We start from the raw sequence: 14,416 nt of genomic DNA, 5'->3' as shown, positions 1-14,416 counted from the left end.
TATCTACATTCTCCTAGCAATAAGCGCAGCAATGGGAATCGACAACAGATAACCTACTGCTACTATTGGCAATGTATACCAAGGATATATAATAATATTAATAATGATAATCGCAGATAGAATCATTGATAATGACAAATATTCCGGTTTAATATGTACATTTTTTAGTAAAAATGTTGGTATTCTACTCGCCAGTAGCACTGCTACTATTGCAATATAAATATCTATCAGTATCGTATGAGAACGAATATTAATCTGTAGTACTGTGCTAATTTCAAAATCCAGTATCATTGGTATTAATGCAAGTAATGCTCCTGAAGGAGCGGGTACACCTACAGAAAAATATTTTGATTTTTTATCTTGTTTATCGTGAGCAAGAAATATCATAGTATTAAATCGTGCTAGTCTTATTGCCATACATACTACAAATAACAGCATGGCAAACCAGGATAATAGCTTAAATTCATATTGCTGGAAAGACCACAGATAGATCATAATAGCTGGTGCTACACCAAAATTAGCGAAATCACATAAAGAATCTAACTCTGCACCAAAAGGACTGGTGGCGTTTAGTAACCTAGCAACTCGACCATCAATACCATCTAAAACTCCAGCAATTAAAATACAATATACTGCTATTTCCCATCTACTATCCAAAGCAAACCTGATGGAGCTAACGCCAACAATCAGTCCTAATAAGGTAATGACATTAGGAATTAGTTTAGTGAATAATATTGGTTTGTTTATTCTAACTCTTTTCATTAAACTTCTTTCAATATTGTGCATTACATCAAATAATAATATGCTGTAATTATTTAAATTGAATTAGAATTAAGGTTCTGAATTAACGACACAGTCATTTCGAACAAAGAACCGTTCATCTCAAGCAAAGAGCAGTCATCCTGAACTTGTTTCAGGATGACTGCTCTTTGTTCATAAAGACTGTATCGTCAATTTAGCATCACTAATAGTGCTATAGTAATCTTATCTTTTTTCAAATTTTGGTTCAGAGGTTTTTTTGAGGTTGAAATCTGCGATTACAGTTTCTCCTCCTATGCAAGTTTGCCCTTTACTAACAAGAATAGCTGTTTTTAATGGTAAATATAAATCTACTCTACTACCAAAACGAATAATCCCATATCGCTCTCCAGCTTGAACCTGACTATCTTCTTCTAACTCACAAACAATTCTACGAGCAATTAAACCAGCAATTTGTACAAAAGCTATTTTATGTCCATCATTAGTTTCCATTAATACCGACTGACGCTCATTATAGATACTAGCTTTATCCAATGAGGCATTAAAAAATTTACCAGGGTTATAATGTAGAGCCAAAATTTTGCCACTTGCAGGGATACGGTTAACATGTACATTAAATATGTTTAAGAAAATACTGACCCTAATCATTTCTTCATCACTGAGCCCTAACTCAACTGGTGGCACTGCTTCAGTAATATTTTGAACAATCCCATCTGCTGGACTAATTACCAATTCATGAGCAACTGGCGTTATTCGATCAGGGTTACGAAAAAAATACATACACCATACAGTAGCAACAAAACTCAACCATCCTAGTATAGCGCTAAACGAAGCTAACAAGAATGTTACTGCTGCAAAACTAATTATAAAAATATAGCCTTCCTTATGAATAATTTTTGAAAAATCGCTATATTGTTTCATTATTTCTCTCTAATAAGTTATTTGCAGCGTAATGATAATTTTCAAACTCCTGATGGTCAAGAGATATCTATAATTTATGAATAGGTTATGTGTATAGCAACGACCACTCAAGGGAAGACAATAAATTTAAGAGAGCGTTCATAAAGTACGAACTGTAATAGCAACTCTAACGAATGCATTGAAACAACTCTCGATATTGCTATTATAACATTGATAATGTTCTAATTTTGGCTTTATGATGTATTTCATTCTGCGACATCACCACAATTGATGGCCTAAACCTTTCAATAATAGAACGTACATACGGCCGAATAGTACTACTGGTTAGTAAAATCGGTATATATCCCTTCATCGCTTGCTCATCATATATCTTTTTTACTGCCGCAACAAATTCCTGCAATTTGGACGGTGGCATGGCCAACTGTTTATCATCACCATCATTAACCAGGTTCTGTGTAAACAACCTTTCCCACTCAGGAGATACGGTAACTATTGGTATAAATCCTTCATTATTAGTGTTGATATGGCATATTTGCCTTGATAAGCGTCCTCGTACAAACTCTGTGATTCCGGTCATATTTTTATTAGCACGCACAGCTTCAGCTATCGCTTCTAAAATACTAGGCAAATCTCTAATTGAAATCATTTCAGCCAATAAATTCTGTAATATTTTTTGTAAAGTTGCTATTGAAACTAAATCTGGCACCGTATCTTTCACCAATTTTTTATGCTCTTCACCTATTTCATCTAAAAGCTTTTGGGTTTCACTATAAGATAGTAACTCCGTAATATTTTCTTTTACTAATTCGGTAAGATGCGTAGTAATAACTGTAGAAGCATCAACCACCGTATAATTATTAAACAATGCTTCTTCTTTATAACTTTCATCAATCCATTTAGCCGCTAACCCGAAAGCCGGCTCTTTAGTGTGTTCGCCAGGCATTTCTATAGATTGTGCTTTTGGATCCATAACTAACAATTTACCGACTCTCACTATCCCACGCCCTGCTTCCAATTCTTTAATTTTAATTACATAAGTTTCACTATCTAATTGAATATTATCTTGGATACGAACTGATTGCATGACAAAGCCATAATCTTTTGCGATTTGCTTACGCAAAGCTTTTATCTGTTCTGTTAAACGTTGTCCCTTACCATTGTTAACCATTGACAATAATCCATAACCAATTTCAAGCCTTATCGCATCAAGCTGCAAGGTATCACTGATCGTTTCCTGACCACTACTATCACTTACTCCCATACTAGTAGTACCATCTTTTTTCTGCCCAACTAATGATCCTGAAGTTGTATTATCCTTAGATATTTGTTTTGTTTTATAAATTAAATATCCGGTGACTGCTGCCGTTACCGTTAAAATAAAAAAAGGAAAAAATGGTAATCCAGGAGCAAACGCCATCATCGTAGTAACGCCGGCTGTCATTAGCAGCGGTTGTGGATATTGACCTAGCTGGCCAAATATGGCTTTATCAGCTGAACCTATAACTCCAGCTTTGGTGACTAATAAACCAGAAGCCAAAGAAATAATCAAAGAAGGAATTTGAGTCACTAAACCATCACCGATAGTTAATATAGTGTACGTTTGCATAGCAGTATCAAAGTTTAAATCACGCTGCAAAATACCAATTATCATTCCGCCAACTAAATTAATAAAAGTAATTACCAATCCAGCAATTGCATCTCCTCTAACAAATTTATTAGCCCCATCCATCGCTCCATAAAAAGTACTCTCATCTTCTAGGCTCTGCCTTCTAGCCTTAGCTCCTGCTTCATCAATAACTCCTGCCGCCAGATCGGCATCAACAGCCATTTGCTTACCAGGCATAGCATCTAAACTAAATCTTGCTGCAACTTCGGCTATCCTTCCTGAGCCCTTGGTAATTACTATGAAGTTGATGATTGTTAGAATTAAGAATACTATTAACCCAATAACAACATTACCTTGCATCACAAGATGACCGAATGCTTCTATAACATGACCAGCCGCATCAGCTCCAAGATGACCATTAGCAAGTATCAACCTGGTTGAAGCGATGTTTAACGATAACCTAAGTAAAGTAGTTACTAGGAGAATGGTCGGAAAAACGCTTAGTTCCAAAGGTTTGGATATAAAAAGAGTGGTCATTAAAATGATGATTGATGAAGCAATAGAAAATGCTAATAGAAAATCAAGAAAACCAGTTGGTATAGGAAATAACAGCACCATTAAGATGCCCACTATACAACAAGCTAAGGCAACATCACTATATTGGCTAATTCGTTTTAAAATTTGTAGTATCTGTGGCATATATTTATATTCCAAAGTGTATATCTCTCCCTAGCATTTTTGTGGGTTAAACCCACCTAAGATCTTTCATTAAATGTAAATTAATATTTAGATTCTGCACTTAAGTTTGTTACAAACTCTATGTTCTATGATTGGCACATCTTTATTTTAAATGGCCATCTCCTAGCACTAATAACACTTCGTCAGTCAATTGTCTAACTTCAAATGCTGCCTGAGAATTGGGCTCAGCTTCAACAACAGTAATGCCATGCATAAAACATGAACTAAATGCAACTCTATTACCAAGATAAGCCGATAATAAATTAGGAACATTCGCAATAACTTCCTTAGCCGTTTTTGAAGATGGATTATACCGATTCAAGATAATTTTAGCTAATTTTTTTTCGCTAGCAATAAAATCTAGCGTTGTAGAAGTAGCCCATACGTCGGTAGGGCTAGCTTGCATCGGCACTAATACTAAATCAGCTACTCTAATAGCTGCCTTGGAATCGATCTCTGTATGCGGAGGGGAATCTATCACCAGATAATCATACTTATTCTTGGATTGATCAATTGTTATATTTAACTTCCAGCCAACGCTATTATTAAATGTTATCCCTGTATACCCAGCTCCAAAGCGTTTTTCTCTCAAACTATGCCAACGTGTTAAACTACCCTGTGGATCAATGTCCAGCAATAACACACGTCCACCACTCTGCTTCAAAGCTACAGCTAAATGTGCTGCAATGGTAGTTTTACCAACTCCCCCCTTCTGTTGTGCTATCGTAATAATTTTTATCATGGTTAATTCTATGGGAATTTGCTGATTTGTAAAATAAATATCAACTTATATCCAAATGATAGTACAAAAAAATATTATTTTGCTGTCGTACGTTGTTTTTCATACTAAATTTAATTTTAGTAGATATTATGCTTCTAAACAGAACGTCCTTCATTTAAAATAGGCAAAAATTCAATTAATGTTTTGTTTACATACGCCATCTAAGATAACATAAATAATAATATCGTATTATTAGATTGTAAATTAGGACTAGAAATTATTATATTTCAGTGCTATACATAGCAAAATTATAGCACCAGCTTAGATATATTTAATTTTAAGCTTATGTGGTAATTTTGAGCGTATCCTAGTGAAGCCAGGTTAAGTTATGTACAAATTATCACACAGCCAGATTATAATTAATTGGAGAGATGGCCGAGAGGCTTAAGGCGGCGGTTTGCTAAACCGTTATACGAGGAAACTCGTATCGGGGGTTCGAATCCCCCTCTCTCCGCCAGTTTGCATGGCTTGAACTTTTTGGTTATCATTTAAAATCTTATAACACCCCTCAAAATCCCAGTATTCATAGGCTCTATCGCATTTTGATATGGCTATATTATTCCGGACAATATGTTAAACATAAGGTCAAAGGAATAGGAATAAAAATGCCTAATAGATAAGCAAAGCCACCTCATTCTGCATAAACCACAGAAAATACGGAAGAGCCGCTGCAGATTTTGATTTTTGGAGACATATGTATATGTTCATTAAAATTATTTATGTTATTTATGTATGCAATTTATAAAATAACGATTATGTTACATAGCAGTAAATGATAATGGCAAGTCAACTTTATCTGAAGTTTTTAGCCGCTTGTCATCTGAATTTAATGACAAGCGGCTGAATTTGGGGATAACCGCTAAACTCCAGACAGCAGGTGAATTTAAGATGAGCCGTCATTGTATGTCGATTGAACCATATAGTGATTTGAAGATTCTCAGATTATATATCCCAAATTAGCATTTGTAATTCTTGATTATTTTATCCAAATCCTATAAAACCTCAACTGAATCTTAAAAAATATAATCATAAAATGAATCATAATATTACTAATTTAATTGCTGCCATAGTCCTTTCAGTGGGGATTATCTTTGGGTGGCAACATTTTTATGAAAAACCCAAACTTGAAAAATTGACCGCTTCGCATAAAGCCTACAACCAACAATTAGAACTGCAAAAAGAAACTACTGCTATTGCAACAACTAATACCAGAGCTGAAGCTATTACAACTACCGAGAATCTTCGGGTGCAGATTACATCCCCTTCATTGTCTGGTTCTATTAATTTAAAAGGACTTAGATTTGATGATTTGACATTGTCGAAATACAAGCATGATCTTACTCCAAACAGCAAACCAGTGGAATTATTATCTCCCTCTGGGTCAGAAGATGCTTTTTTTGTGGAAGTAGGCTGGTTTAGCAATACTGATGCTACTAATTTACCGAATAGTAATACGCAGTGGCAAACAGATAACAAGGAACTAACACCAACACAAGCTGTAAATTTGACCTGGACCAACCCTGAAGGAGTTGAATTTCTTGTTAATATTAGTATGGATAATGATTACTTATTTACCATTAAACAAACTACAACCAATAACAGCAAGCAAAAAATTGCAATCCAATATTATGGGTTAATTAATCGTAATTACAGCAATAAAGAAAAAGCGATAAACATCTTACATCAGGGATTCATTGGCAGTATCAATAGCGAGTTGCAAGAATATTCCTACGAAGACATTAAAGATAAGAAAAACCATAAATTTGCTGCAGCATCAATTAATTGGCTTGGTATTACCGATAAATATTGGCTAACCGCATTCATTCCAGATGCTGGTCACCAATATAACTCAAACTTAAATTACGCTATAAAAACTGGATTTGAAAAATTTCAAGTAGATTTTATGGCACCATCACAGCCTATTGAACCAGGAAATATATCGACAGTCACTCATCGATTATTTGCTGGAGCCAAGAAAGTTGATTTACTAGATAAATATGAACAACAATACAACATCAAGCTTTTTGATCGAGCCATTGATTTTGGTTGGTTTTACATCTTAACCAAGCCAGTATTTAATGCTATGAGCTTTTTTTACAATTATGTCGGTAATTTTGGAGTAAGCATCTTAATAGTAACAGTAATTATTAAATTGCTGATGTTTTCTTTAGCCAATAAATCTTATCGTTCAATGAAAAAGATCAAAAAATTACAACCTGAGATTGAACGCATTAGAGCCTTATATAATGATGATAAGATGCGATTAAATAAAGAAATTATGGAGTTATATAAAAGAGAAAAAGCAAGCCCACTATCAGGGTGCTTACCATTATTTGTGCAAATTCCAGTATTCTTCTCTATTTACAAGGTATTATATGTAACCATTGAAATGCGTCATGCACCGTTCTTTGGCTGGATTAAAGACTTGTCTGCTCCAGACCCCACTTCTATTTTTAATTTATTTGGCCTGTTATCTTTTACACCACCAAGTTTTTTATTAATTGGCGCCTGGCCAATCTTTATGGCGTTAACCATGTTCTTACAACAAAGAATGAGCCCAGAACCTGCAGACCCTACTCAAGCCCAGGTAATGAGGTTTATGCCGCTGATTTTTTTAGTGATGTTTAGTAGCTTTCCCGCTGGTTTATTAATTTATTGGTCATGGAATAATATTTTATCTATTATCCAACAATACTATATTAATAAATTGGATAAAAGTAACTAGTGGAATATTTGAAGGTGTTCAATAAGCCTCTCTTACAAACTAAAGCATGAGAGAGGATTTGAAGGAGACACAGAACGCACTTTAGGTTTGTTTTGGATTAAAAAAATCATCTGCATTGCTGAGTTTGTGAGAGAGGCTAATGACTATATTCAACGGGCAGGCTGTGTTTACCGCAGGCGCTGCTGAAATTGACAGGATTCCTCCATATTTTTTACCAGAAGTAGCTTTTATTGGTAAATCTAATGTTGGTAAATCAAGTTTAATTAATACTGTATGTAATCATCATAATTTAGCAAAAGTATCTAAAACTCCTGGGCGAACTCAACAAATTAATTTTTTTACTATTGCTAACAAAATTATTTTAGTTGATCTGCCAGGATATGGTTTTGCTGATGTTCCAAATTATAAGCATCAAGAATGGGAAAAACTTATTCTTTATTACTTAAAGAATCGTTATAATTTAAAATTAGTTAATGTACTAATCGATGCACGACGTAACATTAAGTCTCATGATTTAGAAATATTGAGCTTACTAAGCTCATATAATAAACATTTTCAAATAGTATTTACTAAGATAGATAAAATTTCAGATAAAGCAGAGTTATTGAATTCCAGTAAAAATCTACTTGCAAGTTTAGGTTACTCATGTAATCTAATTACGACAAGTAGCAGGAGTAGAGAAGGTGCAAAAGAATTGCAGTTTAGTTTGGAACGCATCAGATCATAAACAAAAAAAAGCTAAGAACATTGCTAATTTTACTACTAGCGACATGATAAAAGATATTATCTTACGTAGTAGTGAGATTAAAGATCAGGTAATAGTCATTAAACTACCCTCTATAATCATAACTAACGATCTTCTATTAACCAACTTTGTTGAAAATATACGATTAATAAACTTATGTAATGCAAGAATTTGCATTGTTCATGATCACGCTGATCTCATCGGGAATACACTTAAAAACTGTGAATTTGATGAAAAGTTTATTAATAGTCTCAAAATAATAGATCACAAAAGTGCTCAAATAATTGAAATGGTCTTATCAGGTTATATTAACAAGTTAATAGTATCTAAATTATGTAAAGTAGGATGTCACGCTATTGGTATTTCCGGCAAAGATTGCAATTTTATTCAAGCTAGAAAATCAAGATTTATTTACAAACAACCCGCAAGCAATAATGATATAATTAATATAGAATTTATTGGCGAACCAGTAACGATTAACCCTGAATTGCTCCTTAGTTTTGAAGATCGTGATATTATTCCGGTAATTTCACCAATAGCTAATGACCAAAATGGTTGCACTACTTTACTTGATGTTAACCTTACTGCTGCTGCTATTGCTGCTACCCTAAACGCAGATCATTTGATTTTACCTTTAACCACAACAATATTAGGCGATAAAAACTTAAAAGTTAAAGATACTCAGGTATTACAAAATATTTTACTGGATGATACACATGAGTTAGAGATAAGAAATTTACTACAAACAGCAATTAACGCTCTTAATGATAATATATACTGTGTACATCTTATCGACGCTGTACTGCCAGATTCAATCATATTAAGCTTACTGATGGATGCAGATTCTGCTATTTAACGCGAGTTGCCAATTAAAACTGCTAGAAACTCTCGTTTCTAGCAGTTTTAATTGGCAACTCGCGTTATTTAAGCTTTGATAGCATGTAAAAACCTAACCGTTCTCCCTTCGATTTGTGCCTTATTATGGTATTTTGTTACTATATAATCATTAGGTTGATTTAAAAAATCACCGTCTAATGGCTTAAAGCTATTATTCTTAACCACTAGCTCTTTAGTAGCAAAAAAATAATCATCAACATCTGAAGCAAAGACAAAGAACCCTCCTTGTTTTAATTTGCTTTGTAATACATCAAGTCGTTCGCTATTTAGAAAACGTTTTTTATGATGTTTACGCTTTGGCCATGGGTCAGGAAATAATAAATAAATACCACTTAAGCAACCAAGAGGAATATCTTCGATCATCAAATCCAGATCATCAGGCCACAACAAAATATTATGAATGTTTGCATCCAAAGCAAGTTTAAGAACATGGGCAATACCATTGAGATATGCTTCAACCCCGATAAGTAGTTGATCAGGCCTACAGCATGCTTGATGAATAAAATGCTCTCCCATACCAAAGCCGATCTCAAGAATTATAGATCTGTCTACATGGTGAGTATCTAACGAATTATTACTCCATAAATATTGAGCTAAAGTATCTCCCAGAAGATTTTTTTGTGATTTAGATAGGCCTTTGCCTACTCTTCGTGAAAATGAACGATTAGGTAACATATAAGTTAATTCTTAATATATATATAGATAAAAGATTTTTAATATACATATAACCATAATCTTGCAATATAAAAGAATTACGTTATAATTCCAGTCTTTGTAATTATCAAGATCAAAATATCTAAATTCGTCAAGGGGTCATAGCTCAGTTGGTAGAGCGTTTGAATGGCATTCAAAAGGTCGGCGGTTCAATTCCGCCTGGCTCCACCATAATTTCAAAAAATGTTGAAGTATCCCTATACCAAGCTTAACCTCACTCAAATAATTAGGTTTTTGATGCTCACTGAATTTATAACCTCATGGCCATCAGCTAGCTTTATCATCAAAGGAGCGGTTGTTACTTTAAAGTATAGTATACTAGCAGTTTTTTTTGGTTTGATTATTGGTATATTTTTAGCTTTATTCAAAATGAGCAGACATTTTGCTTTACGAACATTTGCCCATGTCTATACTTCGATATTCCGTGGTACGCCGGTATTAATTCAGTTAAGCATTATTTATTTTGGTATGCCGAGTTTTATAGATATAAAGCTTAATATATTCACCGCTGGTGTATTAACATTTTCGTTAAATTCTGGAGCTTATGTATCTGAAATAATCAGAGCCGGAATAGAAGCTGTTGATAAGGGGCAATTTGATGCTGCAAGAGCCCTAGGTATACCTCAAAGCTTAATGATGAAGGATATTATCCTGCCTCAGGCTATCCGTACTATTTTACCTTCATTAATAAATGAATTAATTAATTTAATTAAAGAATCAGCTATTATTTCGATGATCGGTGAAATGGATATCATGCGCCGTGCACAAATGGTATCCGCAGAAACATACAATTTTTTTGTACCTATGTGTATAGCTGCAACGACCTATTATTTTCTGGTATTAGTGATTAGTTATTTATCAAGGATATTAGAGAAAAAACTAGCATGATTGCCCTTGAAAAAATTTCTAAGAAATATGGTGATAATTATGCCATAAAGAATATTACTTTAAATTTTGGCAATGGTGAAACAGTTGCTATTATTGGACCATCTGGCAGCGGTAAATCAACATTACTTAGATGTATCAACCATTTAGAAGAACCTACTAGTGGTCATGTACTAATTGGCAGACAAAAATTGACCAATAGCAACAGAAGGAAATTATGCTTAAAAATTGGCATGGTGTTTCAGGCTTTTAATCTTTTTCCACACATGAATGTTCGTGATAACTTAATATATGGCCCGATAAATGTTTTAGGCTTAACCAAAGAAGCAAGTATTATAAAAGCAATAGAGTTATTAAACAAGTTTGGCTTAGCAACCAAGCTATTATCCAAACCAATAGATTTATCAGGTGGACAAAAACAGAGAGTTGCTATCTGCCGAGCACTAATGATGGAGCCAGAAATAATATTATTTGATGAACCAACTTCAGCACTGGATCCAGAAGTAATTAAAGAAATAATAGACGCAATATTGCTACTAAAATCACAAATTACTATGGTGGTTGTTACTCATCACCTTAAATTTGCCGCAGCAATAGCTGATCGTATCATTTTTATGGATCATGGACAAGTACTGGCGGATCAAAATAAGGTAGATTTCTTTGCTAAACCAAAATCACATCGAGCACGGTTATTTCTGGAGAATATTGGTGATTTAATGTAATAATGCCCATTTAAAAGCTATATAGCCTAGGTATAGCTATAATTTAATAGATAAAATTGTAGCAAAAACTAGTCTAACCGTATAAAATGTTCTGTTCGTCTTATCAGACTCTATCAATCCATTTTAGTAATTAATTTATTATAGTAACAATAGGGAATATAAATGCGCTCAGCGATTATTGATATTGGCTATAATGCTATAAGAGCTGTAGTTTATGAACGAGATAGTTTAGGGGCTCCAGAAATTTTTAATGATAAATTTAAAAGTGATATTCCGAGCTTACTTGAGATGGAAGACATTGATGTAAAACATCAAACCTACTTATCATTAAAATATCTAATACATATCTTCAACCAATTATCAGTGACAACGATTAAATGCGTTGCTACTGCAGCCTTAAGAGGTCATCCAAGAACTGCGGAGTTTAAACAACTCATTAAACAAAAATTTAATATAGAAATTGATGTCATTTCCGGTGATCGTGAAGCATATCTTACTGCAGCTGGTTTATTATCTGGTATAAATGACGCACATGGTATTGCTGCTGACCTTGGTGGTGGTAGCTTAGAGTTAGCGTCAATCGCTAATAAAGAAGTAGGCAGCCTAAAATCTTTACCATTAGGTACCAAAGTCATAAGTGCCAACAATCTTGATAATTTGGAGATAATTACCAATATAATACGAACAGAATTTGGCACTTTTCATTATCCAAATTTATATTTAATTGGTGGTGCTTTTCGCTTAATCGGTAGATTATATATGGATTTTGTCCATTATCCATTAAAGAATCTGCATAATCTTGAAATTCCTCGCGCAGATTTTGAAATATATCTAGAAAAATTAGATCATATTCGAAGAATCAAACCGGTTTATGAACAACGGAAAATTGATTCTAATGCAATTCTAGTAGCCAAGGCTATGTTAGATGTCTTTTCTTCAGAAAAGGTAATAATCTCAAATTATGGCCTTAAAGAAGGAGTAAGATTTATTTCATTACCTAGAGGCGAACAAGAAAAAGATATAGTCTATGAAAGAGTGAAAGCTTTAGTAAAGCTTGATGACAATATCTGCAAACTTGATCAATATAGTGCAGTTATCGCTGACCTTTTAATAAAACCTGATGCCACTACATCTGATATAGTAAAGCTTGCTATTATGCTTGCACATTTCAATAAAAATATTGATAAAACGCTGCGAGCTAATTTTGCAGTAGAATTTATTTTAGCTTCTGATATTCCTTTTAGTCACCGCCAGCGTATAATGCTGAGTTTAAGCCTGGCATGTGCATATAATTCAAAATCTGACCTTTATATTAATAGATTGGCCAAAAGGATGATTAGTAAGCAAGATTATTGTAATAGTCAAATAATTGGTAATTTTATTAAAATTACCAAAGAAGTTGATGGGCCGGAATTTCATATTCCGTCATTTTCATTACATTTAAAAGATAAATATATTGAAATTTCAACAGCAGAAATTTTACCTAGAGTAATATTTGGTAAAGTTTGTGAACGTTTAAAAGACATTGCTTTTGCTAGAAAAACAGCTCAATATTACACGCCTTACTCTTACAAAAACTACATAGCGCCACCACTCGATACTTATACCAATTCAATTTCAAAGGAGTAATAAAATGAGCTGAGGCTTTTGGTTCGTAGAAACTACTTGAGCACTCCCATCTAAAATTTTTTATAATTAATCTGTAGAAAGTGATTTGGCATTAAAGTACCTATATTACTAAACGTAACTTATGTATCGCCTTAAATCCTAAATATACGGCTATACGCTCAATTATTAGCTCTTGTTGAAATGATATTTCTAACGATAATGCGGCATTATCGGTTTTTATATATAAGACATTTATCTTCATCCCTTTTTCACGATAAGTAGATATCTTAAAAGGGCTAGATTTTTGGCTAAAATCACCTCCAACAATTTTTGTCCAGTTCATCATAATTTCTGCAAGCAATGGGTCTTTTTTACCAACAATATTTAAGATTATTTTATTAATATCATCAATAATTGGTTTCATCTCTTAAGTCCCTAATCTGGCGTTCATTTTCAATTGACTATAGGCATTGCGTACAAAATTTATAATGTTTTTTAAGTTCATTACTTGAAATTTAAAAAATCATTATATACTATTATAGTTATAGAGTTTTCGTAGATAAAACAAATTAATTGTTAAATAAAAGGAGTATGATCATGGATATAAAAAAATGGAATCCTTGGAACTGGTTAAGCAACGAAGAAAATCATGATCACACTGGTTCAGAGACGCATAAAACAACCGCTTTCTCTAATTTTTCTAAACATCCTATGCTGCAACTACATCGAGAAATAGATCGACTATTCGATAGCACATTAAATAATTTTGGCTTTCCTTCATTAAAACCTACTAGTGATCATAATATTATGAGTGGATTTTTTAAACCTAGCATAGATATTACAGAAAGTGATAAAGAATATACAATTACCATAGAAGTACCTGGAGTAGAGGAAGAAAATGTGAATCTGGAATTAGCTAATAGAACTCTTACAATTCATGGTGATAAGAAAAAAGAAACAACTGAACAAAATAAGAATTTTCATTGCATAGAGCGTTCTTATGGTTCATTCCAACGTGTATTATCTTTACCAGATGATGCAGAAGCAGATGGCATAGAAGCAACTTTTAAGAATGGCGTACTAACTATTACCTTACCACGTAATATATTAACTAAAGATGTAAGAAAAATTAATATTAAGAAGTAAGAGAGGTCTAATGAATTCTTCGTGACCGTTGTAAATATAAAATAAGATATATAAACCTGAAATCAATACGACTCACAAAGCCGGCAACCAAAATCATTGCATGCATTAAGCGAAGCCAATCAAGAAAAAATCCATAGAGCTTTAATTTACTAATACTGCCGCATTCTCT

At 33.4% G+C, this 14,416-nt stretch carries 12 protein-coding genes, 2 tRNA genes and 1 pseudogene; 9 read left to right on the top strand and 6 right to left on the bottom strand.

The window, feature by feature from the left end; genetic code table 11:
* Nucleotides 1-3: 3 nt before the first annotated feature.
* From R2I74_RS05565 to parA, 4 genes are all read right to left on the bottom strand, one after another.
* Nucleotides 4-786 (bottom strand): CDP-alcohol phosphatidyltransferase family protein, encoded by a 783-nt coding sequence (locus R2I74_RS05565; RefSeq protein WP_394355828.1) that lies wholly within the window; start codon nt 784-786, stop codon nt 4-6.
* Nucleotides 787-984: 198 nt separating this feature from the next.
* On the bottom strand, nt 985-1,680 hold the full coding sequence (locus R2I74_RS05560; protein WP_316354419.1) for a phosphatidylserine decarboxylase: 696 nt from the start codon (nt 1,678-1,680) through the stop codon (nt 985-987).
* A 202-nt stretch (nt 1,681-1,882) separates the two neighbouring features.
* Nucleotides 1,883-3,985 carry a flagellar biosynthesis protein FlhA gene (gene flhA / locus R2I74_RS05555; protein WP_316354417.1) on the bottom strand — a complete coding sequence of 701 codons (2,103 nt, stop codon included), beginning with the start codon at nt 3,983-3,985 and terminating at the stop codon, nt 1,883-1,885.
* Nucleotides 3,986-4,127: 142 nt separating this feature from the next.
* Nucleotides 4,128-4,766 carry a ParA family partition ATPase gene (gene parA / locus R2I74_RS05550; protein WP_316354415.1) on the bottom strand — a complete coding sequence of 213 codons (639 nt, stop codon included), beginning with the start codon at nt 4,764-4,766 and terminating at the stop codon, nt 4,128-4,130.
* Nucleotides 4,767-5,170: 404 nt separating this feature from the next.
* On the opposite strand from parA, the gene R2I74_RS05545 reads away from it, so the two are divergent.
* The 4 genes from R2I74_RS05545 to R2I74_RS05530 all read left to right on the top strand — a co-directional run bounded on the left by R2I74_RS05545 (nt 5,171) and on the right by R2I74_RS05530 (nt 9,131).
* Nucleotides 5,171-5,262: transfer RNA gene (locus R2I74_RS05545), tRNA-Ser, on the top strand.
* A 576-nt stretch (nt 5,263-5,838) separates the two neighbouring features.
* Nucleotides 5,839-7,530, top strand: a complete 1,692-nt coding sequence (yidC, locus tag R2I74_RS05540) for a membrane protein insertase YidC (protein WP_316354413.1) — start codon at nt 5,839-5,841, stop codon at nt 7,528-7,530.
* Between the two features lie 139 nt (nt 7,531-7,669).
* Nucleotides 7,670-8,257, top strand: a complete 588-nt coding sequence (gene yihA, locus R2I74_RS05535; RefSeq protein ID WP_316354410.1) for a ribosome biogenesis GTP-binding protein YihA/YsxC — start codon at nt 7,670-7,672, stop codon at nt 8,255-8,257.
* Complete coding sequence (locus R2I74_RS05530) at nt 8,214-9,131, top strand: amino acid kinase family protein (protein WP_316354409.1); 918 nt, start codon at nt 8,214-8,216, stop codon at nt 9,129-9,131. The genes yihA and R2I74_RS05530 overlap by 44 nt, the downstream gene beginning before the upstream one ends.
* A gap of 68 nt (nt 9,132-9,199) precedes the next feature.
* On the opposite strand, the gene R2I74_RS05525 is transcribed toward R2I74_RS05530, so the two are convergent.
* The gene (locus R2I74_RS05525) at nt 9,200-9,847 is read right to left on the bottom strand and encodes a hypothetical protein (protein ID WP_316354406.1); all 648 of its coding nucleotides are present in this window, start codon (nt 9,845-9,847) and stop codon (nt 9,200-9,202) included.
* A 134-nt stretch (nt 9,848-9,981) separates the two neighbouring features.
* Between R2I74_RS05525 and R2I74_RS05520 the strand changes: the two genes are divergently transcribed.
* The 4 genes and pseudogenes from R2I74_RS05520 to R2I74_RS05505 all read left to right on the top strand — a co-directional run.
* Nucleotides 9,982-10,057 (top strand) — tRNA-Ala (locus R2I74_RS05520).
* Nucleotides 10,058-10,123: 66 nt separating this feature from the next.
* The gene (locus R2I74_RS05515) at nt 10,124-10,774 is read left to right on the top strand and encodes an amino acid ABC transporter permease (protein ID WP_316354404.1); all 651 of its coding nucleotides are present in this window, start codon (nt 10,124-10,126) and stop codon (nt 10,772-10,774) included.
* On the top strand, nt 10,771-11,493 hold the full coding sequence (locus R2I74_RS05510; protein WP_316354401.1) for an amino acid ABC transporter ATP-binding protein: 723 nt from the start codon (nt 10,771-10,773) through the stop codon (nt 11,491-11,493). Before R2I74_RS05515 ends, R2I74_RS05510 begins: the two co-directional genes overlap by 4 nt.
* A gap of 162 nt (nt 11,494-11,655) precedes the next feature.
* A pseudogene (locus R2I74_RS05505) lies at nt 11,656-13,047 on the top strand (Ppx/GppA phosphatase family protein); the annotation flags it as partial.
* 175 nt (nt 13,048-13,222) lie between these two features.
* Here the strand turns inward: R2I74_RS05505 and R2I74_RS05500 are convergent.
* On the bottom strand, nt 13,223-13,525 hold the full coding sequence (locus R2I74_RS05500) for a DUF721 domain-containing protein (protein WP_316354399.1): 303 nt from the start codon (nt 13,523-13,525) through the stop codon (nt 13,223-13,225).
* Nucleotides 13,526-13,698: 173 nt separating this feature from the next.
* Here R2I74_RS05500 and R2I74_RS05495 point away from each other — a divergent pair, with 173 nt between their 5' ends.
* On the top strand, nt 13,699-14,247 hold the full coding sequence (locus R2I74_RS05495; protein ID WP_316354398.1) for an Hsp20/alpha crystallin family protein: 549 nt from the start codon (nt 13,699-13,701) through the stop codon (nt 14,245-14,247).
* Nucleotides 14,248-14,416 lie beyond the last annotated feature (169 nt).

Source organism: Candidatus Trichorickettsia mobilis, from assembly GCF_963422225.1.
Classification (GTDB): domain Bacteria; phylum Pseudomonadota; class Alphaproteobacteria; order Rickettsiales; family Rickettsiaceae; genus Trichorickettsia; species Trichorickettsia mobilis_B.
Note: the sequence above shows the minus strand (reverse complement) of the source record. Positions and strands in the feature narration are given on the sequence as shown.